The 24,999-nt window shown below is 68.7% G+C and carries 23 protein-coding genes; 15 read left to right on the forward strand and 8 right to left on the reverse strand.

Going from position 1 to position 24,999, the window contains the following annotated elements; genetic code table 11:
• Both RCO38_RS01185 and RCO38_RS01190 read left to right on the forward strand, forming a co-directional pair.
• The gene (locus RCO38_RS01185; protein WP_308326480.1) at window positions 1-534 is read left to right on the forward strand and encodes a MarR family winged helix-turn-helix transcriptional regulator; all 534 of its coding nucleotides are present in this window, start codon (window positions 1-3) and stop codon (window positions 532-534) included.
• Between the two features lie 208 nt (window positions 535-742).
• The gene (locus tag RCO38_RS01190) at window positions 743-1,090 is read left to right on the forward strand and encodes a winged helix-turn-helix transcriptional regulator (protein ID WP_308326481.1); all 348 of its coding nucleotides are present in this window, start codon (window positions 743-745) and stop codon (window positions 1,088-1,090) included.
• A gap of 7 nt (window positions 1,091-1,097) precedes the next feature.
• Here the strand turns inward: RCO38_RS01190 and RCO38_RS01195 are convergent, their stop codons facing one another.
• The gene (locus RCO38_RS01195) at window positions 1,098-1,943 is read right to left on the reverse strand and encodes a fumarylacetoacetate hydrolase family protein (RefSeq protein WP_308326482.1); all 846 of its coding nucleotides are present in this window, start codon (window positions 1,941-1,943) and stop codon (window positions 1,098-1,100) included.
• A 136-nt stretch (window positions 1,944-2,079) separates the two neighbouring features.
• Here RCO38_RS01195 and grpE point away from each other — a divergent pair, with 136 nt between their 5' ends.
• From grpE to RCO38_RS01215, 4 genes are all read left to right on the forward strand, one after another.
• On the forward strand, window positions 2,080-2,637 hold the full coding sequence (grpE, locus tag RCO38_RS01200; protein WP_308326483.1) for a nucleotide exchange factor GrpE: 558 nt from the start codon (window positions 2,080-2,082) through the stop codon (window positions 2,635-2,637).
• 116 nt (window positions 2,638-2,753) lie between these two features.
• Window positions 2,754-4,700, forward strand: a complete 1,947-nt coding sequence (dnaK, locus tag RCO38_RS01205) for a molecular chaperone DnaK (protein WP_308326484.1) — start codon at window positions 2,754-2,756, stop codon at window positions 4,698-4,700.
• An 86-nt stretch (window positions 4,701-4,786) separates the two neighbouring features.
• Window positions 4,787-5,923 (forward strand): molecular chaperone DnaJ, encoded by a 1,137-nt coding sequence (dnaJ, locus tag RCO38_RS01210; protein WP_308326485.1) that lies wholly within the window; start codon window positions 4,787-4,789, stop codon window positions 5,921-5,923.
• A gap of 110 nt (window positions 5,924-6,033) precedes the next feature.
• On the forward strand, window positions 6,034-8,601 hold the full coding sequence (locus RCO38_RS01215; protein WP_308326486.1) for a dockerin: 2,568 nt from the start codon (window positions 6,034-6,036) through the stop codon (window positions 8,599-8,601).
• Between the two features lie 142 nt (window positions 8,602-8,743).
• Here RCO38_RS01215 and RCO38_RS01220 read toward each other — a convergent pair whose 3' ends face one another.
• Both RCO38_RS01220 and RCO38_RS01225 read right to left on the reverse strand, forming a co-directional pair.
• Window positions 8,744-9,304 carry an RDD family protein gene (locus tag RCO38_RS01220; protein WP_308326487.1) on the reverse strand — a complete coding sequence of 187 codons (561 nt, stop codon included), beginning with the start codon at window positions 9,302-9,304 and terminating at the stop codon, window positions 8,744-8,746.
• Between the two features lie 8 nt (window positions 9,305-9,312).
• Window positions 9,313-9,870 carry a flavodoxin family protein gene (locus RCO38_RS01225; protein WP_308326488.1) on the reverse strand — a complete coding sequence of 186 codons (558 nt, stop codon included), beginning with the start codon at window positions 9,868-9,870 and terminating at the stop codon, window positions 9,313-9,315.
• A gap of 14 nt (window positions 9,871-9,884) precedes the next feature.
• Between RCO38_RS01225 and RCO38_RS01230 the strand changes: the two genes are divergently transcribed.
• On the forward strand, window positions 9,885-11,024 hold the full coding sequence (locus tag RCO38_RS01230) for an NAD(P)/FAD-dependent oxidoreductase (RefSeq protein ID WP_308326489.1): 1,140 nt from the start codon (window positions 9,885-9,887) through the stop codon (window positions 11,022-11,024).
• A 15-nt stretch (window positions 11,025-11,039) separates the two neighbouring features.
• On the opposite strand, the gene RCO38_RS01235 is transcribed toward RCO38_RS01230, so the two are convergent.
• From RCO38_RS01235 to RCO38_RS01245, 3 genes are all read right to left on the reverse strand, one after another.
• Window positions 11,040-11,294 (reverse strand): TonB family protein, encoded by a 255-nt coding sequence (locus RCO38_RS01235; RefSeq protein ID WP_308326490.1) that lies wholly within the window; start codon window positions 11,292-11,294, stop codon window positions 11,040-11,042.
• Window positions 11,295-11,567: 273 nt separating this feature from the next.
• On the reverse strand, window positions 11,568-11,945 hold the full coding sequence (locus RCO38_RS01240) for a VOC family protein (protein ID WP_308326491.1): 378 nt from the start codon (window positions 11,943-11,945) through the stop codon (window positions 11,568-11,570).
• Window positions 11,946-12,016: 71 nt separating this feature from the next.
• A complete protein-coding gene (locus RCO38_RS01245) occupies window positions 12,017-12,643 on the reverse strand; it encodes a hypothetical protein (RefSeq protein WP_308326492.1) in 627 nt (208 codons plus the stop codon).
• Window positions 12,644-12,791: 148 nt separating this feature from the next.
• Here RCO38_RS01245 and RCO38_RS01250 point away from each other — a divergent pair, with 148 nt between their 5' ends.
• Both RCO38_RS01250 and RCO38_RS01255 read left to right on the forward strand, forming a co-directional pair.
• A complete protein-coding gene (locus RCO38_RS01250; RefSeq protein ID WP_308326493.1) occupies window positions 12,792-13,841 on the forward strand; it encodes a ligase-associated DNA damage response exonuclease in 1,050 nt (349 codons plus the stop codon).
• Window positions 13,838-15,502, forward strand: coding sequence for an ATP-dependent DNA ligase (locus RCO38_RS01255; RefSeq protein ID WP_308326494.1), 1,665 nt, complete (start codon window positions 13,838-13,840; stop codon window positions 15,500-15,502). Before RCO38_RS01250 ends, RCO38_RS01255 begins: the two co-directional genes overlap by 4 nt.
• On the opposite strand, the gene RCO38_RS01260 is transcribed toward RCO38_RS01255, so the two are convergent.
• Window positions 15,490-16,416, reverse strand: coding sequence for a LysR family transcriptional regulator (locus RCO38_RS01260; RefSeq protein ID WP_308326495.1), 927 nt, complete (start codon window positions 16,414-16,416; stop codon window positions 15,490-15,492). The genes RCO38_RS01255 and RCO38_RS01260 overlap by 13 nt on opposite strands.
• A gap of 65 nt (window positions 16,417-16,481) precedes the next feature.
• On the opposite strand from RCO38_RS01260, the gene RCO38_RS01265 reads away from it, so the two are divergent.
• The 5 genes from RCO38_RS01265 to RCO38_RS01285 all read left to right on the forward strand — a co-directional run bounded on the left by RCO38_RS01265 (window position 16,482) and on the right by RCO38_RS01285 (window position 23,101).
• Complete coding sequence (locus RCO38_RS01265; RefSeq protein WP_308326496.1) at window positions 16,482-17,387, forward strand: DMT family transporter; 906 nt, start codon at window positions 16,482-16,484, stop codon at window positions 17,385-17,387.
• Window positions 17,388-17,481: 94 nt separating this feature from the next.
• Window positions 17,482-20,028 carry a ligase-associated DNA damage response DEXH box helicase gene (locus RCO38_RS01270; protein WP_308327305.1) on the forward strand — a complete coding sequence of 849 codons (2,547 nt, stop codon included), beginning with the start codon at window positions 17,482-17,484 and terminating at the stop codon, window positions 20,026-20,028.
• A 72-nt stretch (window positions 20,029-20,100) separates the two neighbouring features.
• Complete coding sequence (locus RCO38_RS01275) at window positions 20,101-20,724, forward strand: glutathione S-transferase family protein (protein WP_308326497.1); 624 nt, start codon at window positions 20,101-20,103, stop codon at window positions 20,722-20,724.
• Entirely contained in the window at window positions 20,721-21,467 is a 747-nt protein-coding gene (gene pdeM / locus RCO38_RS01280) for a ligase-associated DNA damage response endonuclease PdeM (protein WP_308326498.1), read from the forward strand. The genes RCO38_RS01275 and pdeM overlap by 4 nt, the downstream gene beginning before the upstream one ends.
• An 8-nt stretch (window positions 21,468-21,475) precedes the next feature.
• On the forward strand, window positions 21,476-23,101 hold the full coding sequence (locus RCO38_RS01285; protein WP_308326499.1) for a gamma-glutamyltransferase family protein: 1,626 nt from the start codon (window positions 21,476-21,478) through the stop codon (window positions 23,099-23,101).
• Between the two features lie 5 nt (window positions 23,102-23,106).
• Here the strand turns inward: RCO38_RS01285 and RCO38_RS01290 are convergent, their stop codons facing one another.
• Window positions 23,107-24,033 (reverse strand): bifunctional helix-turn-helix transcriptional regulator/GNAT family N-acetyltransferase, encoded by a 927-nt coding sequence (locus RCO38_RS01290; RefSeq protein ID WP_308326500.1) that lies wholly within the window; start codon window positions 24,031-24,033, stop codon window positions 23,107-23,109.
• A 100-nt stretch (window positions 24,034-24,133) separates the two neighbouring features.
• On the opposite strand from RCO38_RS01290, the gene RCO38_RS01295 reads away from it, so the two are divergent.
• Window positions 24,134-24,985 (forward strand): plasmid replication/partition related protein, encoded by an 852-nt coding sequence (locus RCO38_RS01295; protein WP_308326501.1) that lies wholly within the window; start codon window positions 24,134-24,136, stop codon window positions 24,983-24,985.
• Window positions 24,986-24,999: the final 14 nt, after the last annotated feature.

Consider the following 24,999-nt stretch of genomic DNA (forward strand, 5'->3'; position numbering starts at 1 on the left):
ATGCCCGAAACGTCTGTCGCCAACGCCCTGCGCCGCCCGCGCACCCCCCGCAAGACCGCCGAACCGGGTGCGGCCCGCGCCATGCCCGATGCAGACGCCGAGGGCCGGATCGACACCAGCTACCTCGAATCCCTGCTGGGCTACAACGCCCGGCGCGCCGCGCTGGCGGTCATCGGTGTGTTCCTGCAGCGCATGGCGCCGTACGGCCTGCGCCCGGTCGACTTTTCGGTGCTCACGCTGATTGCCCACAACCCCGGCATCACCTCGCGCCAGATCTGCGCGGCGCTGGACATCCTGCCGCCCAACCTCGTGGGCATGATCAAAAGCCTGGACAAGCGCGGCCTGATCGAGCGCCGCCCGCACCCGACCGACCGCCGCGCCCAGGGCCTGCACCTCTCGCCCGCCGGCCGCAAGCTGCAGAAGGACGCCCAGGCCACGGCAACGAAGCTGGAACGGGACGTGGCCAGCCGCCTGTCGGCCCAGGAGCTGACCACGCTCAAGGACCTTCTGCGCAAGGTGTACCAAGGCCATTGATCCGGCGCCGGGCCGCCCCAAGCCGGATCAGCCCCCTTGGGGGGCAGCGACCCGCGCAGCGGTGGAGCGTGGGGGCCCCATCCCGCAATCCGGGTAAATCCCGACCGTGCTTTCCCGGTGGGGCTGGCTTTCCAGCTAGCGAACTGGTAGCGCCCGCCGTATAGTGGTTTCAAGCCTCGACGCAGAAGGCTGGTCCAGGAGACAAACCATGAGTGCCAAAGACCATGCGGCGGTCATTCAGCTGTTCGACCTGCTCGAGTCGCGCTATGCGATGCGTGTGATCTGGGCCTTGAGCGACGGGCACCCCCAGACCTTCCGCCTGCTTCAGGACAGCATCGGCGGCGTCACCCCCAACACGCTCAACACGCGCCTGAAGGAACTGCGCGCCGCCCGGCTGGTGGACCACACCGGCGACGGCTACCGCCTCACCCACCAGGGTGCCGACCTGGCGCGCCGCATGGTCGATGTGCAGCAGTTCGCCGGACGCTGGGCCCAGCAGCAGGCCCGGGCGGCGATGGCGGTCTCCGCCGCCGCACAGCCCTCCCACGCGCCCTGACACCGCCTCAGGGGGTTTGCACCACCCGCTGCTGCTGCCGGCCCAGCCCCCGCCCACCGAGCGTCACCACGTCGCCCGCCTGCAGGAACAGCGGCGGCTTCTGGCCCATGCCCACGCCCGGCGGCGTGCCGGTGGGAATCACGTCGCCGGGTTGCAGCGCCATGAAGCGGCTGAGGTAACTCACGATCTGCGCCACACCGAAGATCATGGTGCGGGTGTTGCCACTCTGGCGGCGCACGCCGTTCACCTCCAGCCACAGGTCCACGTCCTGCGGGTCGCCCAGCTCGTCGGGCGTCACCAGCCAGGGGCCGATGGGGCAGTGCGTGGGGTAGCTCTTGCCCTTTGTCCACTGGCCTTCGTATTCGATCTGGTAGGCGCGTTCGGACACATCGTTGACCAGGCAGAAACCGGCCACGTGCTGCAAGGCGTCCGCTTCGCTGACATGAAACGCCCGCTCACCGATGACGATGCCCAGTTCCACCTCCCAGTCCAGCTTCTGCGAGCCGGGGGCCAGCCACACGTCGTCGTCCGGGCCACTGATGGCGCCGTTGTGCTTGTTGAAGACGATGGGCTGGCCCGGCGCCTTCATGCCGGCCTCGGCCGCGTGATCGGAATAGTTCAGGCCGATGCAGACCACGTTGCCCACGCCCCCGACACAGGCGCCCAGGCGCGTGCCGGCCGGCACCTCGGGCAGGCGGGCCGGGTCGAGCGCCCGCAGCCGGGCCATAGAATCACGCCCGAGCACGGTGCCGGCGATGTCCGCCACCACGCCCGAAAGGTCGCGCAGCCCGCCGTTGGCATCGATCAGACCGGGTTTCTCGGCACCCAGCGGGCCGTGGCGAAAGAGTTTCATGACGGGCTTCCGTGCAAAAAAGCCCCGATTCTCACCGCCACCGCGTGTTTTTGGCTGTCACCCCTTGAACCGATCGGCCGCGTCCCAAACTACCGCGCACGGCGTTTTACGCCCTTGATTTATTTGAACTTTTGACATGACCCAAGCCCAGAACCCCGCCGAACAAGCCGCCCAGGCCCCGCAGAGCCCTGAAGAAGCCCTGGCCGCCGCCGCAGCGACCGAAGCCGATGCGCTGGCCGCCCTGACCAACGAGGTCGCCGAGCTCAAGGCCAAGAACGCCGAACTCGCCGAGCAGTTCCTGCGCGCCAAGGCCGAGGCCCAGAACACCATGCGCCGAGCCGAAGAGGAAATGGCCAAGGCTCGCAAATTCGCGGTGGAGAGTTTTGCCGAAGGCCTGCTGCCGGTGCTCGACAGCTTCGAGGCCGGCCTGGCCATCCAGGAAGCGACCCTGGAACAGCTGCGCGAGGGCTCGGAGGCCACGCTCAAGCAGCTGCGCAGCGCCCTGGAGCGCAACAAGGTGGTGGCGATTGCGCCCGAGGTCGGCGCCAGGTTCGACCCCGCCCAGCACCAGGCCATCAGCCTGGTGCCGGCCGACCAGCCCACCAACACCGTGGTGACCGTGCTGCAGAAGGGCTACCTGATCGCCGAGCGCGTGCTGCGCCCGGCCCTGGTGACCGTGGCAGCGCCCAAGTAAGGACACAAAACGTGGCCGGCCGGGCTTGAAATTTTCACCGGTTATCCACACCTCCTCCACAACGGGTCCACACCCACCCCACACACTTATTCAAACTTTCGAAAACGGAGCAGAACATGGGAAAAATCATCGGCATCGACCTGGGCACCACCAACAGCTGCGTGTCCATCATGGAAGGCAACACCACCAAGGTGATCGAGAACTCGGAAGGTGCACGCACCACGCCGTCGATCGTGGCCTACCAGGAAGACGGTGAAGTGCTGGTCGGCGCCTCGGCCAAGCGCCAGGCCGTGACCAACCCCAAGAACACGCTCTACGCCATCAAGCGCCTGATCGGCCGCAAGTTCACCGAGAAGGAAGTGCAGAAGGACATCGACCTGATGCCCTACTCCATCGTGGCCGCCGACAACGGCGACGCCTGGGTGGAAGTGCGCGGCAAGAAGATCTCGGCCCAGCAGGTCTCCGCCGACATCCTGCGCAAGATGAAGAAGACCGCCGAGGACTACCTGGGCGAGCCCGTGACCGAAGCCGTGATCACGGTGCCGGCCTACTTCAACGACGCCCAGCGCCAGGCCACCAAGGACGCCGGCCGCATCGCCGGTCTGGAAGTCAAGCGCATCATCAACGAGCCCACCGCTGCGGCCCTGGCCTTCGGCCTGGACAAGCAGGACAAGGGCGACCGCAAGATCGCCGTGTACGACCTGGGCGGCGGCACCTTCGACGTGTCCATCATCGAAATCGCCGACGTTGACGGTGAAAAGCAGTTCGAGGTGCTCTCCACCAACGGCGACACCTTCCTGGGCGGCGAAGACTTCGACCAGCGCATCATCGACTTCATCATCGGCGAGTTCAAGAAGGAGCAAGGCGTTGACCTCAGCAAGGACGTGCTGGCCCTGCAGCGCCTGAAAGAAGCCGCCGAGAAGGCCAAGATCGAGCTGTCCTCTTCCGCCGCGACCGACATCAACCTGCCCTACATCACGGCCGACGCCTCGGGCCCGAAGCACCTGAACATCAAGCTGACCCGCGCCAAGCTGGAAGCCCTGGTGGAAGAGCTGATCGAACGCACGATTGCACCCTGCCGCACCGCCATCAAGGACGCCGGCATCAGCGTCAGCGACATCCACGACGTGATCCTGGTCGGCGGCATGACCCGCATGCCCAAGGTGCAGGAGAAGGTCAAGGAATTCTTCGGCAAGGACCCGCGCAAGGACGTGAACCCCGACGAAGCCGTGGCCGTGGGCGCCGCCATCCAGGGCCAGGTGCTCTCCGGTGACCGCAAGGACGTGCTGCTGCTGGACGTGACCCCGCTTTCCCTGGGCATCGAGACCATGGGCGGCGTCATGACCAAGATGATCGCCAAGAACACCACGATCCCGACCAAGTTCTCGCAGGTCTTCTCGACCGCCGAGGACAACCAGCCGGCCGTGACCATCAAGGTGTTCCAGGGCGAGCGCGAAATCGCCGCCGGCAACAAGCTGCTGGGCGAATTCAACCTCGAAGGCATCCCCAGCGCACCGCGCGGCATGCCGCAGATCGAAGTGACCTTCGACATCGACGCCAACGGCATCCTGCACGTGGGCGCCAAGGACAAGGGTACCGGCAAGGAAAACAAGATCACCATCAAGGCGAACTCGGGCCTGTCGGAAGCCGAGATCCAGCAAATGGTGAAGGACGCCGAGCTGAACGCCGCCGAAGACCACAAGAAGGTCGAACTGGTGCAGGCCCGCAACCAGGCCGAAGCCTCGGTGCACAGCGTCAAGAAGAGCCTGGGCGAACACGGCGACAAGCTCGAAGCCGCTGAAAAGAGCGCCATCGAGGACGCGATCAAGGCCCTGGAAGAAGCCGCCAAGGGCGACGACAAGGCCGCCATCGAAGCCAAGACCGAGGCCCTGATGACCGCCAGCCAGAAGCTGGGCGAGAAGGTGTACGCCGCCTCGCAGGCCGAAGCCGCGGCCGCGGCGGGTGCCGCCGGTGGTGCCGAGCAGGCCAGCGCCGGTGCCTCGTCCAGCGCCAAGGACGACGACATCGTCGACGCCGAAGTCAAGGAAGTGAAGAAGGGCTGATCGGCCGCCCCGCCGATTGACCGTTACCGCCGCGTCGGGGCAACCTGGCGCGGCGTTTGTGCTCAACAGAACCCCGATTGACCACCATGGCCAAACGCGACTTTTACGAAGTGCTGGGCGTGCCCAAGAACGCTTCGGACGACGAGATCAAGAAGGCGTATCGCAAGCTGGCGATGAAGTACCACCCGGACCGCAACCAGGGTGACGCCGCCAAGGGCGCCGAAGAGAAGTTCAAGGAGGCCAAAGAGGCTTACGAGATGCTGTCGGACCCGCAGAAGAAGGCGGCCTACGACCAGTATGGGCACGCGGGTGTGGACCCCAACATGCGCGGCCCGGGCGGCCCCGGCGCGGAGGGTTTTGCCGGTTTCGGCGAGGCCTTCGGCGACATCTTCGGCGACATCTTCGGCGGCTCGCGCCGTGGCGGTGGTGGCCGGCAGGTCTACCGCGGCGCCGACCTGTCCTACGCCATGGAGATCACGCTGGAAGAAGCGGCCACCGGCAAGGAGACGCAGATCCGCATCCCCAGCTGGGACGACTGCGAAACCTGCAAGGGCACCGGCGCCAAGCCGGGCACCAGCGTCAAGACCTGCACCACCTGCCACGGACAGGGCGTGGTGCAGATGCGCCAGGGCTTCTTCAGCGTGCAGCAGACCTGCCCGCACTGCCACGGCAGCGGCAAGATCATTCCGGAGCCCTGCACCACCTGCAACGGCCAGGGCAAGATCAAGAAGCAGAAGACGCTGGAGATCAAGATTCCCGCGGGCATCGACGACGGCCAGCGCATCCGCTCCAGCGGCAACGGCGAACCCGGCCAGAACGGCGGCCCGGCCGGCGACCTCTACATCGAGATCCGGCTGCGCAAGCACGACATCTTCGAACGCGAGGGCGACGACCTGCACTGCCAGGTGCCGGTGAGCATGACCACCGCTGCGCTCGGCGGCGAGATCGACGTGCCCACGCTGCAGGGCAAGGCCACCATCGACCTGCCCGAAGGCACGCAGAGCGGCAAGACCTTCCGCCTGCGCGGCAAGGGCGTCAAGGGCGTGCGCAGCAGCTACCCGGGCGACCTGTACTGCCACGTGGCGGTGGAGACGCCGGTCAAACTCACCGAACACCAGCGCAAGCTGCTCAAGGAACTCGACGAGTCGTTCAAGAAGGGCGGCCACAAGCACAGCCCGAACGACAAGGGCTGGTTCGAGAAAGCGAAGAGCTTTTTCAGCTGATTCGCGCCGGGGGGGCGGAAACGGGGAGGGGGAGGAAGGCATCAGGCGACTACCGGGGTCGATTTGGTCGACGAAAATACTTCGTTCGATCCCCCGATAGAAAGACACCCGTGAACCAGTGTCAGAGATTCCCGCTTGCCCTCCTCAAACACAAGCCCACCCTGGCGCGCGGGCGCTTCTGGAAGGTGCCTCGCCTCTGGTTCACAGGCCTTGTGCTGGCGCAGCTCGTGGCCTGTGGAGGCGGAACATCGGCCTCGGCGCCGACCAACCGTTCGGCGCCGCCTCTCGGAGAAGTGGTGGCGACCGCTGAGGACAACGGATCGACAGCCCACTGGAATATGGTCCACAGGACCAGCGGATCCAAAGCGCCTCCGGCACACAGCCCGCAATGGCTTCAACTGACGAGGCGTTGGACGACCGTCAAAATGGGCGGTGGTGGTTATGTGCCCGGCATCATCTACCACCCCACCGTGCCCAACCTACGCTACGCCCGCACCGACGTGATGGGTGTGTACCGATGGGACCATGCCAAATCGATCTGGACTGCGCTGACCGATCACTTTGGCCGGCCCGACGGAGGGCACCAGGGTGCGGAAAGCATGGCCGTCGATCCGACCGACCCGAACCGCGTCTACATGACCACCAGCATGGCCGTGCAGTACGGGAATGGGCGCTTCTATTACTCGTCAGACCAGGGCCGCACATGGGACCACGTGACCCTGCCTTTTCCGGTTGGATCGAACAACCAGGGCCGTGCGATCGGTGAGCGGTTGATGGTTGACCCCAACCAGCCAACCACACTGTTCTACGCGTCACGCACAGCCGGCCTGTGGAAGAGCGCGGACCGCGGGTTGAACTGGAGCCAGGTCACGTCCTTGTCGTCGTTCGTGATGAACAACACCCAGCGGGACAGCGCCAACGGCGGCAGCCCGGTCGGCGTCGAGTTCGTGGTGTTTGACGTCACGGTTCCAACGTCCGGCTTCACGGCTTCGGGGAGCGCGACGCAGACGATCTACGTCGGTGTCGCGCCCGACTACAAGAACCTGGCCGGGCTCACCCACTACCTCTACAAGTCGACCAACGGCGGCACCAGCTGGACGGGCGTGCCGATTCCGGCGGCCGCCACCACCGCGCTCGGGGCCGACGTCTACATCCCACATTTGGCGCGCGCCGGGGACGGCGTGTTGTACATACCGTTTGCCTCCAGCTCCGGTCCCGGTAGCAGTGCGCCATCAATGCTCTACAAGTTCGACGGCACCACTTGGACCAAGCTGATCGCCTCGGGTGAAGGCCAGTACTACGGCGGCATTGGCGGGCTTTCGGTGCACGGCTCGGGCGCGTCGACCAAGGTCGTCTTCGGCGTCTCGGGCACCTGGGGCGACGAAGGCTGGATCCAGATCGCGATGCGTTCGTCCAATGGCGGCGCGACCTGGCAGGAATTCGGACGCTCCGGCGACACCGGCGGCAGCCTCAACTACCACGACGGCACCGGCTACTGGGGATGGGTCGACGACCTGGACATCGATCCGTTCAACCCGGACAACGTGTCGTACGTGCTTGGCGGCGGCATCATGTCCACCACCGAAGCCTTCTCGGCGGCGCTTCCGCGCTGGAAATACGATGTCGAGGGGATCGAGGAGATGGTCAACCTCGCGATGGCCGCGCCACCACCAGGCGCTCCCTACGTGCTGGCCAGCGGGCACGGCGACACCGGCATGTTCGTGCACACCTCGCTGACTACGTCGCCGACCCGTTCACCGACGGCGCAGCTCAGCGGCAGCGGGGGCAACGGCACCGGCATCGACATGGCCTGGAACACGCCGTCCTTCATCGCCGCCGTCGGAACCTTCGGCACGTCCAAGGGGGTGTACAGCACGGACGCGGGTCTCACGTGGACGATCTTCCCGAGCGTGCCTCCTGTGGCGACCTCGACCGGTGACGAGTCCAAGGTTGCCGTCACCGCCAACGGCGCCAACATCATCTGGGCGATCAAGGGCGAAGTTCCGTACTACTCGACCAACCGGGGCGTCTCCTGGACGGCCACGAACCTGCCGAAACCGGCTGTGGCCTATCACATCGCCGCTGATCGTAAGAACCCGCTCAAGGTCTACGCCTATGACCACGGCGGCAACTGGTGGTACCCATCCAACAGCGCCAGGTTCTATACCTCGACCGATGGCGGGCGCACCTTTGCATCGAGCGCACGCACCTGGGCGCCAAACGGAAACGGTGTCACCGGCCTGGCCGTGAATCCCTTCGTCGAAGGCGACGTCTGGCTGGCGGACGCGAACAACCTGTGGCGCTCGGTGGACTCAGGCATCACCTGGACGATGCTGACCGGCATGGCAACGGTGGGCGTGGAGTACACCAATGTGCATGGCGCCATCAAGGTCGCACTCGGAGCGCCTGCTCCGGGATCGGTGCATTCAGCCACGGTCTATCTCATTGGAACGATCAACGGCGTCGAAGCCGTTTATCAATCCGTCGACATGGGTGCCTCCTGGTCCCGAATCGTCGACGATCAACACCGCTATGGCGGTGTCAACGGAATCGCGGCTGACACCAGTGTCTTCGGACGTGTCTATCTCAGGGGTCGCGGAATCAACTACAACGCCAGTGGCCCGCAGCCAGCAGGCCGCTTCAGACGCCCCCATGACTTTGCGAACGGTGGGACATAGCTGGCCTTTAGGCACAAGCCCTGGCCGAACGAACGGGGGCCTTGAGAAAGTGAAGAGCTTTCTCACCTGATGGCGACGGAGGGGTTCAGACATGAAAAGGGCGACGGGTGACCGTCGCCCTTTCTTCGAAAAAAGTTCCGAATCACCGAGGTCCACGTCGAGGCGCACCACCAAACTCCGCATCCACCTCGCTGTACATCGGGCCTGCCGGTGCCCGGTGGGGTTGTACCGGAGGAACGCTCACAACCAAGGTTTGGCTCCACAAGTCGGCCAAGCTTTGCCGGGACGGCAAACGGTACATCAGGAAGAGCTCCAGTGCAGGCCAAGCAGCCACGATCGAATAGGCCAACAAGAGATTGATGTCGTCGACTGGGAAGGTCATCAGCAACTCACCGAGCGCCACATAAACCACCACCCGGAAAAACGAGCGGCCCAATGCCTGCAGCATGGATACGGATCCAAGTGATGTGGTGACGACACATATGCCCATCAGCCATCGTCCAGGACTTTGACCTTTCCACAGATAGAGAAAGGCTGCGTGGTAGAGCGCGTAAAGGATCAGAAATATTGGTTCCTCTGGCACCCCGAGCCAGTCGATCACATCCGCGAGTACAAAACCTGACAAAGCCAGCAGCAAGGCATCCGCCAGCGCAGCCAGGATCCGCCGATGCGGTGCAGCGAGTTGAGCCTGATGGTTCGCCATAGAGCGGTTCAGCTCAAAAAACCTCGAGCCATCTCCACCGCCCCCACGTCCTCCTTCACCGCCTCCGGCGGCCCACCCTTGCCCCACAACACCCCGGCCAGCGGCATGTCCAGGAACCTGGCGCACATCGCGGTCGAGTCGATCATGGGCTGGGCCTTGGCCCGATCGCCGTTGGTGGTGACCAGCCACAGGCGCTTGGCGCTCATCTGCGCTTTGAACTCCAGCCCCGGCACACGCAGCCAGGCGCTCCAGTGGTCCAGGTAGGCCTTGAGCGTGCTGGGGAAGCTGAACCAGTAGACCGGCGCGACGAGGACGAGGTCAGTGCAGGCCAGGGTCTGGTCCAGCAACTGGCGCATCACAGAGCCCTCGTCCGGCATGGGGTAGCTGCCCACGGTGTGGCGCTGGTCGACAAACTCTGGGATGCCTGCGCGGGCGAGGTACACCCAGGTCTGGGTCGTGTCGGCGGGCAGGCTGGCCGCAGCCTGCCGGGCCAACCATTCGGTGTTGCCGACATGGCCGGGTTCGCGGGTGGAGGCGACGAGGAAGAGAACATGGCGTGTGGTCATGTCAATATCCTGCCATGACCGCCACCTCAACCGATTTCCTCATCCTCGGCGCCGGCATTGCAGGCGCCTCCACCGGCCACTTCCTAGCGCCGCACGGCCGCTGCGTGGTGCTCGAACGCGAAAGCCAGCCGGGTTACCACAGCACCGGGCGCTCGGCGGCGCAGTTCATCGCCAGCTACGGGCCGGCGCAGGTGCGCGCGCTCTCGCGGGCCAGTGAACCCTTCTTCCAGAACCCGCCGCCGGGTTTTGCCGAGGCCCCCCTGCTCACGCCGCGCGGCCTGCTGACGGTGGCCGGGCCGGACGAAATGAATCACCTCGACGAGGCCTGGGCCACCCTGCAGCAGACCAGCCCGCGCGGGCGCCGCCTGGACGCAAGCGAGGCGCTGGCCATGGTGCCTGCGCTGCGGCCGGAGAAGGTGACCGCCGCGATATACGAACCGGACAGTTTCGACATGGACGTGCACGCCATCCACCAGGGCTACCTGCGCGGCTTGCGGCGCGCGGGTGGCACGCTGGTGTGCGACGCGGAGGTGGTGGCCATCGAACGCCGTGGTGACCTGTGGCGGGTGCGCACAGCAGCAGGTGCCGAATACGCGGCGCCGGTGCTCATCAACGCCGCGGGCGCCTGGTGCGATGCGGTGGCGCAGCTGGCGGGCGTGGCGCCCATCGGCCTGGTGCCCAAACGCCGCACCGCCTTCACCTTCCTGCCACCGGCCGGCACCGACACGGCTCGCTGGCCGCTGCTGCTGGCCGCCGACGAGAGCTTCTACATGAAGCCCGATGCGGGTGCCCTGCTCGCCTCGCCGGTCAACCAGGACGCCACGCACCCGCAGGACGTGCAGCCGGAAGAGCTGGACATCGCGCTCGGCCTGCACGCGCTCGAGACCTGGACCACCCTCTCGCCGCGCCCCACCCACACCTGGGCCGGGCTGCGCTCCTTCGTGGCCGATGGCGAGCTGGTGGGCGGCTTCGATGCGACAGCCGAGGGCTTTTTCTGGTGCGCCGCACAGGGCGGCTACGGCATCCAGACCAGCGCGGCCATGGGCGAGGCCTGCGCGGCGCTGGTGCGCGGGCTGCCGCTGCCGGCGCACGTCAGCGGGTGCGGTCTGACGGCGGAGATGCTGTCACCCGCGCGGGCGACGTTGCGCGGCTGAACCGTCTGACAACGGTCATTGCACGGCAAAACGGAACGGCAGGTTCATGCGGACGGAGGTGGGCTTTCCGTCGCGCAGCGGCGGCTCGAACCGCCAGGTCTCCAGCGCTTCGGTCATCAACCGGACCAACTCCGGGTTGTCATCCGGCCTCGGCGTCACGCCAGTCACCAGCCCCAGCGGATTGATCGTGAACCGAATCAGGACGCTGCCCGAGTGCACTTTCGAAATCCATTTGGGGTAGTCGGGCGCTACCACGGTGATGGCCTTCAAGGGTTTGTCTAGAGACGGTGGGGACAACTTCTCGATCTCTTTCGCGAGGAGACGGTCCACCTCAGACGGACTGAACTCACCCTCCGCCGCCGACGGCATCGAATAGCGCAGCAGAGGCGATCGGCACCCCTGCAAACCAAGGCCTATCACGGCCCACGCCAGGCTTCGGCCCAGAAAAACTCGTCGCAGACTCAAAGCGGACCACTCCCATTTCGCCAACTTGACCAGCACCGCCTCCCCGGAAGGTTCGGCACACAAAAAAAGTAATGCCCGTCACCCCATCGAATGCAGCCCGACGCGGTTGCCTTCGGTGTCGATGAAGTGGGCGAAGAAGCCGAAGCCGTTGCCGATGTCGGTCTTGGGCACGGCCACCGTGCCACCTGCGGGCGCCACCCGGGCCAGCATCACCGCAAGGTCGTCGCCGCCGTTGAGGTAGACCAGGGTGCCGCTTTGGGACGGCGCGGTACCGTCGCCGTGCACGATGGCACCGCCGATGGCCTCGGGGCTGCTGGAGAGGAACCCCATGGTGGACGGCCCCATGGTCATGGTCTCGATGGGGCGGCCGAGCACGGCCTCGTAGAACGCCTTGGCGCGGGCGAAGTCGCTGGCGGGAATCTCGAACCAGCTGATGGCGTGGGGACTCGCGGGCATGGGAACCTCCTTGAAAGAACAGGCTGCTGACTGTGCCCGGCAGAGGCGGGGCGGTCAACCGGATCAACACCTCAGGTGCTGATCCACCAGAGCACCAGCAGGACCAGCCCCATGAGAAGGTGCAGACGAACCGCCCATCGCACCAGCCCCCCGGCAACCGCCGCGCTCCGCGTGAGTGAGCGCGCCCACAGGCCGATCAGGCCCGACACGGCGTACACCACCGACCAGGTGAACCAGTAGACCCCCAGGCCCATGCAGCCGAAGCCCTCGCAGTGCAGGCCCAGGCCGTAGACCACGCCCATGACCAGCGACACGAACAGGGCCAGGTACACCACCGCCGCGGCGAGCGCCAGCGTTCTCGATGCCGGGCTGGCCAGCGGCTCGCCGGCGCCAGCGGGCGGCCGGGGCACGCCCATCGCGTACAGCTTCTCTTCCACCGCCACCAGCCCCATCTGCCGGGCGGCCTGCAGCGGCGTGGCGGCATCGAACTCGGACGCCAGGGCCGGGTTGGCACCATGGTCCAGCAGGTACAGGGCCACCGCTTCCTGCCCCGCCAGAATGGCCGCGACCAGCGGGGTGGACAGGAACTCCGGGTGGGCGTAGTTCACGTCGACGCCCGACTTCACGTGGTGTTCCACCAGCGCCAGGTCGCCCGCGCAACCGGCATTGAACATCTCTTTCCAGTCACCCCCAGACATACGCCTCCTTTGCACGACGGTTGTGGCCCGCAGCGTGCGACCGGCGCGCAGTCTGACAGAGACCCGGCTGCCCGAGGCCGACACCCCTGGGGTTTCTGCAGGGACCGCAGGGGCTTCGCTGGCCGCCTGCGGCACACTGGCACACGCCATGGCCGCCACCCCCACCGCCACCGCTTCCGACCTCATCGTCGCCCGACCCGAAGGCCTCTACTGCCCGGCGGGCGACTTCTTCATCGACCCGTGGCGGCCGGTGGAGCGCGCCGTGATCACGCACGGCCACTCGGACCACGCGCGCTGGGGCCACGCGCACTACCTGGCGCACACACATAGCGCGGGCACGCTGCGCCAGCGCCTGGGCAGCGACATCGCGCTGCAGACGCTGGACTACGGCGAGGTCATCGAACACCACGGCGTGCGACTGTCGCTGCACCCGGCCGGCCATGTGCTGGGCTCGGCCCAGGTGCGGCTGGAACATGGCGGCCGCGTCTGGGTGGCCTCGGGCGACTACAAGACCGAGGCCGACGGCACCTGCACCCCGTTCGAACCGGTGCGCTGCGACACCTTCATCACCGAATCCACCTTCGGCCTGCCCATCTACCGCTGGCCCACACAGGCCGTGCTGTACGACGAAATCAACGCCTGGTGGCGCCGCAACGCCGACGAAGGCCGCGCTTCGGTGTTGCTGTGCTACGCCTTCGGCAAGGCGCAGCGGCTGCTGCACGGGGTGGACGCCAGCATCGGCCCCATCGTCGTGCACGGCGCGGTGGAGCCGCTGAACGCGGTGTACCGCGCGGCGGGTGTCGAGCTGCCGCCCACGCACCGCGTGACCGAACTGGACAAGACCGCGCTGCAGCGCGCGCTGGTGCTCGCCCCTCCCTCGGCCCAGGGCACACCGTGGATGAAGCGTTTCGGCGCCGACGCGGTGGACGCTTTCGCCAGCGGCTGGATGCTGGTGCGCGGCACGCGGCGGCGGCGCGGTGTGGACCGGGGCTTCGTCATGTCCGACCACGCGGACTGGCCGGGGCTGATGAGCGCGATCAAAGCGACCGGGGCGGAACACATCCGCGTGACGCACGGCAGCGTGCCGGTGCTGGTGCGCTGGCTGACCGAGCAGGGCCTGGACGCGCAGGCCTTCGAGACCGAGTACGGCGAAGAAGACGTGGCGGACAAGAGCGAACCGGTGGAGCCCATGGCATGAAGCGCTTCGCCGCGCTCTACCGCGAGCTGGACGCCAGCACCGCCACGCGCGAGAAGCAGGCCGCGCTGCAGCGCTACTTTGCAGAAGCTTCGGCCGAAGACGCGGCCTGGGCGGTGTACTTCCTGGCCGGCGGCAAACCGCGCCAGACCGTGCCCACGCGCACGCTGCGCGAGCTGGCGCAGGCCGCGGCGGGTCTGCCCGAGTGGCTGTTCGAAGAGAGCTACCAGACCGTGGGCGACCTGGCCGAAACCGTGTCGCTGCTGCTGCCCCCGGCGACGGCACCGGTGGACCGCGGCCTGGCCGAATGGCTGACCCGGCACCTGCTGCCACTGCGCGGCCTGCCGCCCGAGACGCTGGCCGAACGCCTGCGCGCGCAGTGGGACGCCCTGCCCGACGACCAGCGCTTCGTCTACTTCAAGCTCATCACTGGCGGCTTCCGCGTCGGGGTCTCCAAGCTGCAGGTGACCCAGGCGCTGGCGACTGTGGCCGGCGTGGACGCCAAACGCGTGGCGCAGCGGCTCATGGGCTACACCCACATCGGTGCCCAGCCCTCGGCGGCCGACTACGCCGCGCTGGTGGCGCCGGAGAGCGCCACCGAACAGAACCAGCAGACCAGCGGCCAGCCCTACCCCTTTTTCCTCGCGCACCCGTTCAACGAAGCGCTGGGCCGCTTCGACGAGCTGCTGGGCCCGCCCACAGACTGGCAGGTGGAGTGGAAGTGGGACGGCATCCGTGCGCAGTTGGTGAAACGCGCGGGTCAGGTGTGGCTGTGGTCGCGCGGCGAAGAGCTGGTGACCGAGCGCTTTCCCGAGCTCGCCGCACTCGGCGAGGCCCTGCCCGAGGGCACGGTGCTCGATGGCGAGATCGTGGTGTGGCGCGAGGGGGCACCGCAGCCGTTTGCCGACCTGCAGAAGCGCATCGGCCGCAAGACCCTGGGCCCCAAGATCCTTCGCGAGCTGCCGGTGGCCCTGCTGGCCTACGACCTGATCGAACGTGATGGCCAGGACCTGCGCGAGCAACCCCTGCACGCGCGCCGCGCCGCGCTGGATGCGCTGGTGCAGGACCTGAACCACCCGCTGCTGATCGCCAGCCCGGTGCTCACCGGCGCCACATGGGTCGATCTCGCCGCGCTGCGCGAAGAAGCCCGCGAACGCGGCACCGAAGGCTTCATGCTCAAGCAGCGCGGCAGCGGCTACGGCGTGGGCCGCACCAAGGCCGCGGGCACCTGGTGGAAATGGAAGATCGACCCGATGAGCGTGGACGCGGTGCTGATCTACGCACAACGCGGCCACGGCCGCCGCGCCAGCGTGTACAGCGACTACACCTTCGCCGTCTGGAACGCACCGTCCGGCACCGAAGGCCGCGCGCTGGTGCCGTTTGCCAAGGCCTACTCGGGCCTGAGCGACGCCGAGATGGCCAAGGTGGACGCCATCATCCGCGCCACCACCATCGAAAGCTTCGGCCCGGTGCGCAGCGTCCGGCCCACGCTGGTGTTCGAGCTGGGCTTCGAGGGTATCGCACGCAGCCCGCGCCACAAGAGCGGCATCGCGGTGCGCTTTCCGCGCATGCTGCGCTGGCGCGAGGACAAGCCGGTCGACGAGGCCGACACGCTGCAGACGCTGGCCGCGCTGCTGCCGGACAGGCCGGGTCAGCCGGGCTGAGCGCCCGGCACCAGCGCAGCCACCAGGTGGTCGATCAGCGCACGCACCTTGGGTGCGGTGTGGCGAGAGGCCGCAAACAGCAGGTAGGCCGTGCCCTGGTAGCGGGTGTCGAAGGTCCAGTCGGCCAGCAGGCGCACCACGCGCCCCTCGGCGATCGCGGCGCGCGCGCCGAAGTCGGGCATGCAACCGATGCCCAGCCCGGCCTCCACCGCGGCCAGCCGCATCTCGCTGTGGTTGACGGTGTAGCGGCCGGTCACCGCCACTTCCACGGCTTCGTCCCCCCGCACGAAGCGCCAGCGCCCGTCGCGCTCCTGCTCGCCCAGGGCGATGCAGCTGTGCGCCATCAGGTCGTCGGGCGTGTGCACCGGCGGCTGCGCGGCCAGGTAGGCCGGGCTGGCGACCACCCACTGCTGCACCGGGCACAGCGCGCGCGCCACCATGCCCGGCGGCGGGTCGTCGGTCAGGCGCACCACCAGGTCCACGCCTTCGCGCAGCGCGTCCACCGGCCGGTCCTGCACCAGAAAGTGCACGTCCACTTCGGGGTAGCGCTGCAAAAACTCCAGCACCGGCCGGTGCAGCACCTGGCGCGCAAAGGCCTTGGGCGCGCTGATGCGCACCCGCCCGCGCGGCACGTCGACATGGCCCTCGGCCACTTCCAGCGTGGCGCGCGCCGCGGCCACCATGGCGCGGCCGTGTTCCAGCACCGCCAGGCCGGCGTCGGTCAGGCGCAGCTGGCGCGTGGTCCGCTGCAGCAGGGCCAGACCCAACGCTTTTTCCAGCCGCGCCACCTGGCGGCTGATGGCCGAGGGCGTCACGCCCTGCGCCCGCGCGGCGGCCGAGAAGCTGCCCGCCTCCGCCACGCGCACAAAGGCCACCAGCTCCTGCATCACGTCCAGAAAATCATTGCTTCCCACGGCGCACAACTCCTGTTCCAGCGGCCAGTCTAGTCGGCGCGGGGTGCACTCCGAACAATCGCCGCATGTCCTCTTCGCTCGCGCTTCCCGCTTCGTTCCCCCGCACCCTCCGCGTCGAATGGCTGCTGCTCCTGGTGGCCGCCATCTGGGGCGGCAGCTACAGCGCCGCGAAGGTGGCCACCGATCAGGTGCCGGTGCTGCAGTTCCTCTTCCTGCGCTTCGGCCTGACCTTCGTGCTGCTGCTGCCCGCGCTGCGCGGCCTGGCCGTGCCCCGCTGGCGCGCCGCGCTGGCCGGCACCAGCCTGCTGGGCGCGAACCTGCTGGCCATCTACCTGTGCGAGACCTTCGGCGTGTCGCTCACCACCGCGTCGAACGCGGCCTTCCTGATCAGCCTGTGCGTGGCCTTCACGCCGCTGTGCGAATGGGGGTTGCTGGGCCAGAAGCCGACCGGCACGGTGCTGGCCGCGGCCGCGCTGTCGCTGGCGGGCGCGGGCCTGCTGGCCTTCCAGCACGGCGGCGGTGGGGCGGGCTGGTCCTGGGGCGACGCGCTCATGGTGGCCGCGGCCTTGCTGCGTGGCGTCATGGTCTGCCTGACGCGCCGCGTCGGCCAGCGCCACGGCCTGCCGGCGCTGACCACCACCGCGGTGCAGATGGGCGTGATGACCCTGGGCACGGCCGGGCTGATGGCGGTGGCGCCCGGCCCGGGCTGGGTGCCGCTGCCCACGGGCGCCGGCTTCTGGGGCGCCATGGCCTTCCTCGTGCTGCTGTGCACCGTGCTGGCCTTCTTCGTGCAGAACCACGCGGTGGCGCGCACCAGCCCCTCGCGCGTGGCCCTGCTCATGGGCAGCGAGCCGCTGTGGGGCGCGCTGATCGCGGTGCTCTGGCTGGGCGAGCAGATGACGTGGATGGGCTGGCTCGGCGGCCTGTTGATCGTGGCGTCGGCCGCCTGGGTGACGCGCCCGCGCGCTTGACCCCGGCCGGGCGCAGCGGCCGTCCCGCTGCCAGAATGGCCGCACCGTGCCCGCCCGCGCCCCTGCCCCCCAACGCCCCGACGCCGCCGCCTGGATGGCCGCGCGCGGCTGGTCGCCCTTCCCCTTCCAGCGCGAGGTCTGGGACGCGATGGCGCGTGGTGAGAGCGGCCTGCTGCACGCCACCACCGGCGCCGGCAAGACCTACGCCGTGTGGCTCGGCGCGCTGCAGGCGCTGGCCGACGCGGACGCCAAGCGCACACCGCCGCTCACGGTGGTCTGGCTCACCCCCATGCGCGCGCTCGCGGCCGACACGCTGCGGGCCTTGCAAGCACCACTGCCCGACCTGGCACCCGCGTGGACGGCGGGCGCACGCAGCGGCGACACATCGAGCAGCGAGCGCGCCAGGCAGGCCGAGCGCCTGCCCACCGTGCTGGTGACCACGCCCGAGAGCCTGAGCCTGCTGATCGCCCGCGCCGACGCACCGGAACAACTCGGCCGCACCGCGCTGGTGGTGGTGGACGAATGGCACGAGCTGATGGGCAACAAGCGCGGCGTGCAGGCGCAGCTGGCCATCGCACGATTGCGACACTGGAACCCGGCGCTGCGCGTCTGGGGCATGTCGGCCACGCTGGGCAACCTCGATGAAGCCATGCACACCCTGCTCGGCCGGCAGGCCGCAGGGGCCGGCCGCCTCGTGCGCGGGCTGACGCCCAAGCAGCTCACCGTCGATACCCTGCTGCCGCCGCGCGTGGACCGCTTCCCCTGGGGCGGCCACCTGGGCCTGGCCATGCTGCCGTCGGTGGTCAGCGAGATCGAGCGCAGCGGCAGCACCCTGGTCTTCACCAACACCCGCTCGCAGGCCGAGATCTGGTACCAGGCGCTGCTGGACGCCAAGCCGGAGTGGGCCGGCCTGATCGCACTGCACCACGGCTCGCTGGACCGCACGGTGCGCGAGTGGGTCGAGGCCGGGCTGAAGGCGGGCGAACTGCGCGCCGTGGTCTGCACCAGCAGCCTGGACCTGGGCGTGGACTTCCTGCCGGTCGAGCGCGTGCTGCAGATCGGTTCGCCCAAGGGCATTGCGCGGCTGCTGCAGCGCGCGGGCCGCTCGGGCCATGCGCCGGGTCGGCCCTCGCGCGTGAGCATCGTGCCCACACACAGCCTCGAACTGGTCGAGGGCGCGGCCGCGCGCGCCGCGGTGTTGGCCGGACAGATCGAGGCGCGTGAGACACCGTGCCAGCCGCTGGACGTGCTGGTGCAGCACCTGGTCACCGTCGCGCTGGGCGGCGGCTTCACGCCCGATGCGCTGCTGGCCGAAGTCCGCGGCACCGCGGCCTACGCCGAACTGCCCGACGAGCACTGGCGCTGGTGCCTGGACTTCGTCTCGCAAGGCGGTCCCTCGCTCGCGGCCTACCCGGACTACCACCGCGTGGTGGCGGACGAACACGGCGTCTGGCGCGTGCCCGACGCGCGGCTGGCGCGGCGCCACCGCATGAACATCGGCACCATCGTCAGCGACGCGAGCATGGCGGTGCAGTACGTCGGCGGCAACAAGATCGGGAACGTGGAAGAGAGCTTCGCCGCGCGCCTGAAACCCGGCGACTGCTTTCTGTTCGCGGGCCGGCTGCTGGAGCTGGTGCGCATCCACGACATGACGGCCTGGGTCAGGCGCGCGACCGGCCGCCGGCCCGCCGTGCCGCGCTGGAACGGCGGCAAGATGCCGCTCTCGACCACGCTGGCCGACGCGGTGGTGGCGCAGCTGGCGCGCGTGCGGGGCGGTGACTTCGGCGACCCCGAACTGCAGGCCGCGCGGCCGCTGCTGGAGCTGCAGGCGCAATGGTCCGCCCTGCCCTCACCCACCACCCTGCTGGCCGAGGTCTTGCACTCGCGCGAAGGCACGCACTTGTTCCTCTACCCCTTCGCCGGCCGCCAGGCCCACCTGGGCCTGGCCAATCTGCTGGCCTGGCGCGTGGCCCAGCACGCACCCAACACCTTCTCCATCGCCGTCAACGACTACGGCTTCGAGCTGCTGAGCGCGACGGACATTGACTGGCCATCGCTGCTGCCCGATCTGTTGAAAGAACAGACCGACGACGACGCCTTGCTGCACGAGATCCTGCAGAGCCTGAACGCCAGCGAACTCGCCCAGCGGCGCTTCCGCGAGATCGCGCGCGTCTCGGGCCTGATCTTCCAGAGCCACCCGGGCGAGCGGCGCAGCAGCCGCCAGCTGCAGGCCTCCAGCAGCCTGTTCTGGGAGGTGTTCCGCAAGTACGACCCGGGCAACCGCCTGCTGCAACAGGCCGAGGCCGAGCTGCTGGCACAGGAGCTGGAGATCGGCCGGCTGCGCGAGGCCCTGCACCGCATGGCGCGGCAGGCGCTGGTGCTCAAGACACTGGCGCGCGCGACCCCGTTCGCCTTCCCGCTGATGGTCGAGCGCCTGCGCGAGAAGCTGAGCAACGAGAGCGTGGCCGACCGCATCGCGCGCATGCTGGCGCCGCTGGAAAAGGCGGCCGGCGCCAACGGCGGACACACCGCCGAAGACGTGAATGCGTCACTGGCCTTTGGGCGCGAGGGCGCACCCGACAAGGCCGTGTCGAAAGACCAGCGCGAACGGCGGCCGCACCGTCCACGCCGGCCACGGTAGTCCCCTTTTAGGCTGCGCGCCCCAGCCAAAAGCACCACAATCCCGCCTCCACGCCGTTCAAGGAATCGCCGCATGAGTCTCATCGTCCACCACCTGAACAACTCCCGCTCGCAGCGCCTGCTGTGGATGCTCGAAGAGCTGGAGCTGCCCTACGAGATCCGCTTCTACGAGCGCGACAAGGCGACCATGCTCGCGCCGCCCGAATTGAAGAAGGTGCACCCGCTGGGCAAGTCGCCGGTGCTGGAAGACGGCAAGCTCAAGCTGGTAGAGACCGGCGCCATCTGCGAGTACCTGGTCGACAAGACCGGCCAGCTCGGCCCCACCAGCCAGGGCGAGGGCCTGCTGCAGTACCGCCAGTTCATGCACTACGCCGAAGGCTCGCTCATGCCCAACCTGCTGCTGATGCTGGCCATGAGCAAGGTGCCGCTGATCGGCGGGATCGCGGTGAAGAAGGTGCAGCCCATGGTGGACGTGCACCTGGACTACGTGGAGCAGGTGCTGGCCTCGCGCCCCTGGTTCGCCGGCAGGCAGATGACCGCGGCCGACATCATGATGAGCTTCCCGCTCGAAGCCGCCGTCTCGCGCGCCGGCCTCGGCCCGTCCCGCCCGGCCACCATGGCCTGGCTCAAGAAGATCCACGCCCGCCCGGCCTACAAGGTCGCGCTGGAAAAGGGCGGCACCTACGATTACGCATGAGCCCCCACGCTCCACCGCTGCGCGGGTCGCTGCCCCCCAAGGGGGCTGATCCGGCTTGGGGCGGCCCGGCGCCGGATCGATTGCTGGCGCACGCCACCGTCCACTGGGCCGGCGAGGCGCTGCACCTGCTGCCCGCGCACGCGCTGTGGTGGCCGGCGGGCCAGGCGCTGTTCATCGCCGACCTGCACCTGGGCAAGGCCGCCAGCTACCGCGCGCTGGGCCAGCCCGTGCCCGGCGGCACCACGCGCGACAACCTCGCGCGGCTGAGCGAGCTCATCGCGGTGCACCGCCCCGAACGGCTGGTGTTCCTCGGCGACTTCCTGCACGCGGCCACCGGCCGCACGCCCCCGGTGCTCAAGGCCCTGCACGACTGGCGCGAACGCCACCGCAGCGTGGCGATGACCCTGGTGCGCGGCAACCACGACGACCGCGCGGGCGACCCGCCGCCCGAGGCGCGCATCGAGGTGGTGGACGAACCCTGGCTGCTCGGCCCCTTCGCCTGCAGCCACCACCCACAAACCCACCCCACCCACTTCGTGCTCGCCGGCCACCTGCACCCGGTCTGCCAGCTCAGCGGTCCCGCGCGCGACGCGCTGCGCCTGCCCTGCTTCGTGAGCGAACCGGGACAGGCCATCCTGCCGGCGTTTGGTGCGTTCACGGGCGGGCATGTCCTGCCGGCTGCGCCGGGACGCTGTTTTCACGCCATCGGCGGCCACCGCGTGTGGGCCGTCCCTGCCCAATGAGTCCCGCCATGAATCTTCACGCCCCCAACCCCTACCCCAGCACCCGCCTGCCGCTGTTCGCACGCAACGTCGTCAGCACCTCGCACCCGCTGGCCGCGCAGGCCGGGCTGCGCATGCTGCTGACCGGCGGCAACGCGGTGGACGCGGCGATTGCCGCCGCCGCGGCGCTGACCATCACCGAGCCTGTGAGCAACGGCCTGGGCTCGGACGCCTTCTGCATCCTCTGGGACGGGCAGCGGCTGCACGGCTTGAACGCCAGCGGTCCCGCGCCCCAGGCCTGGACGCCCGGCTACTTCCACGCCAAGTACGGCGCCGACGCGCTCACACCGCCCAAGCGCGGGCTCGATTCGGTCACCGTGCCCGGCGCGGTGGCGGGCTGGGTGGCGCTGAGCGAGCGCTTCGGCCAACTGCCGTTCGCCGACCTGATGCAGCCGGCCATCGAGCTCGCCGAGCGGGGTTACGCGGTGCCGGTGGTGGTGCAGCAGAAGTGGGCAGCGGCCACGCCCGAGCTGCAGTCGCTGCCCGGCTTCACCGAGGCCTTCCTGCCCTGGGGCCGCGCGCCGCAGGTGGGTGAACTGTTCTGTTTTCCGGCCGCGGCCAAGGGCCTTCGTGCGATTGCCGAGAGCAAGGGTGAGGCCTTCTACCGCGGCCCCATCGCACAGGCGCTGGCCCGGTTCTCCGCCGCGCAGGGAGGCGCCCTGACCGAGGCCGACCTCGCGGCCTACAGGCCCGAGTGGGTCGCGCCCATCGGTCAGGACTACCGCGACCACACGCTGCACGAGATCCCGCCCAACGGCCAGGGCATCGCGGCGCTGATCGCGCTGGGCATCCTCTCCAACTTCGACCTGGCGGCCATGAAGGTCGACAGCGTGGCCGCGCAGCACCTGCAGATCGAGGCCATGAAGCTGGCTTTCGCCGACGTGTACCGCTTCGTCGCCGAGCCCGGCGCGATGGAGGTGACCGCCGAGCAGATGCTGGACCCGGCCTACCTGAAGCAGCGCGCCGCCCTGATCGACATGCACAAAGCGCAGGACTTCGGCGCCGGCAACCCGGCCAAGGGCGGCACGGTGTACCTGACCGCGGCCGACGAGCACGGGATGATGGTGAGCTTCATCCAGAGCAACTACATGGGCTTCGGCTCGGGCGCGGTCGAACCCACGTTCGGCATCAGCCTGCAGAACCGCGGCCACGGCTTCAACCTCGGCACCGGCCCGGGCCGCAACACCGCCAACCTGGTGGCGCCGGGCAAGCGGCCCTTCCACACCATCGTCCCGGCCTTCCTCACCAAAGACGGGCAGCCGGTGATGAGCTACGGCGTGATGGGCGCCAACATGCAGCCCCAGGGCCACATGCAGACCCTGGTGCGCCTGCTCGACCACGGCCAGAGCCTGCAGGCCGCCTGCGACGCGCCGCGCTGGCGCTTTGACGCCGGGCTGCACATCAACGTCGAATCGGCGATGGACCCGTCTGTGGTGCAGGGCCTGAAGGACCTGGGCCACCAGACCCGCCTGATCGACGACCCCTACCAGGACTTCGGGGCCGGCCAGTTCATCTGGCGGCTGGGTGATCCGGGTGCCGAAGGCTATGTGGCCGCCAGCGACCCGCGGCGGGATGGCGCGGCCGTGGGGTTCTGAACACGCTACAGCGCCCGCTCCCACACCTCGCTCACCAGGTCCTTGCCAAAGCTGTGGTGCGGTGAGGACTCCACCAGCCGGAACCCGGCCACCTGGTAGATGCGCCGCGCCGACACCAGGATGTCGTTGGTCCACAGCACCATGCGCTGGTAGCCCCGATCAGAGGCAAACCGCAGGCACTCGTCGACCAGGCGCCGCCCCAGGCCCATGCCGCGCGCGCCCGGCTCGACGTAGAGCATGCGCAGCTTGGCGGTCTGGTCGTCCTGCCGCACCACGAACGCGGAGCCGACGATCTCCCCCTCGCTCTCGGCCACCCAGCAGCGTTCGCGGTCCGGGCGGAATTCGCGAACGAACTGGGCCGCGATCTCGGCCAGCAAGGCCTCAAAGCTCGCATCCCAGCCGTACTCGGTGGCGTACAGCCGGGCCTGGCGGTGCACGATCCAGCCCATGTCGCCGGGCACCGGGTCGCGCAGGACGAAGGTGCGGCCCTCCGGGACATCGCCCAGCAGGCGTCGGATGCGCGCCATCGCACCCACCAGCTCGTCGCGCTCGGCCGGCGACAAGGGTGCGAGCAAGGCCTCGATCTCCTGGGCGGAGGCCGCATTGAGCTGTGCGTAGGCGTCACGCCCCCGGGGTGTGAGGCGCAGACCCAGCCGGCGGGCATTGGCGTCCGAGGGCTGACGCGCCACCAGCCCGTCGCTTTCCAGTCCCGCCAGCAACCGGCTCAGATAGCCCGTGTCCAGCCGCAGCCGCTGGCCGATGTCGCGCGCCGACAGGGGCCGGTCGCGCGGCGCGCTGGCAATCTCGTACAACACCCGCGCCTGCGGCAGGGAATGGCCCGAACCGAGCAGCGACTCGTCGAGCGCGCCGACCAGTCGGGTGTGGAAACGGTTGAACGCACGAACGGCGTCGACGGGCTGCAATGTTGACATGAGCGCATGATATTGCTTTTATCAACATTTTCAACGCGCCGCGGTGGCGCCGATGCGCCCTCTACAATCGCGCCCTTTTTTGCCCGAGGGAGCGCGCACCGTGAACATCGTCGTCCTGGAAGAACTCAAGGCCTACATCGAGCCGCTGACCCCCGACGAGCACGATGCGCTGGAGCGCAGCCTGCTGGCCGAGGGTTGCCGCGACGCGCTGGTGCTCTGGGGCGACATCCTGGTCGACGGGCACAACCGCTACGGCATCTGCACCAGGCATGGCCTGCCGTTCCAGACCGTGCAGAACCCGCGCTTCCAGTCGATGGAAGACGTGCACCTGTGGATGATCGACCAGCACCTGGGGCGGCGCAGCCTCTCGGACTTCCAGCGCGGCGTGCTGGCGCTGCGCAAGCGCGAGATCGTGGCCGAGCGGCGCTCGCGCGCCAAGGCCGAGGCGGAGCAGACCGCCGGGCCGGTGCCCGAAGCGCCGTCGGGCGATGCCCCCTGGGAAGGCGAGGCACCCGCGGCCGCCCTGGCCGCGGTGCTCGAACCCAAACCGCTGCAGAGCCGCGAGGACATCGCGCGCGCCGCGCGCCTCAGCGCTTCGCAGGTCGGCATGATCGAGAAGATCCAGAAGCAGGCCGCGCCCGAGGTGGTGGCGGCCGTGCGGGCCGGTGACATTTCGCTCAACGCCGCCGCCGTGGTCGCCACGCTGCCGGAAGAGGAACAGCGCGCCGCCGCGGCCGCCGGCAAGGACGAACTCAAGCAGGCCGCCAAGCGCGTGCGCGAGTCGCGCCGCAAGCCGCGCGAAGAGAATGCCGATGCCACCAGCGAGGCTGCCCCTGAAGCGGCCCCAGCCAGCGACGAAGTGAGCGCCCTGCGCCAGCGCATCGCGCAGCTCGAAGCGGAGAACACCGAGCTGCGCCAGCAGGTGCAGATGCTCAGCGCGCAACTGGTCTGACCCGGCGGTCGCGC

Origin of the sequence: Hydrogenophaga pseudoflava (assembly GCF_031020795.1) — a bacterium.
GTDB classification, from domain to species: domain Bacteria; phylum Pseudomonadota; class Gammaproteobacteria; order Burkholderiales; family Burkholderiaceae_C; genus Hydrogenophaga; species Hydrogenophaga pseudoflava_A.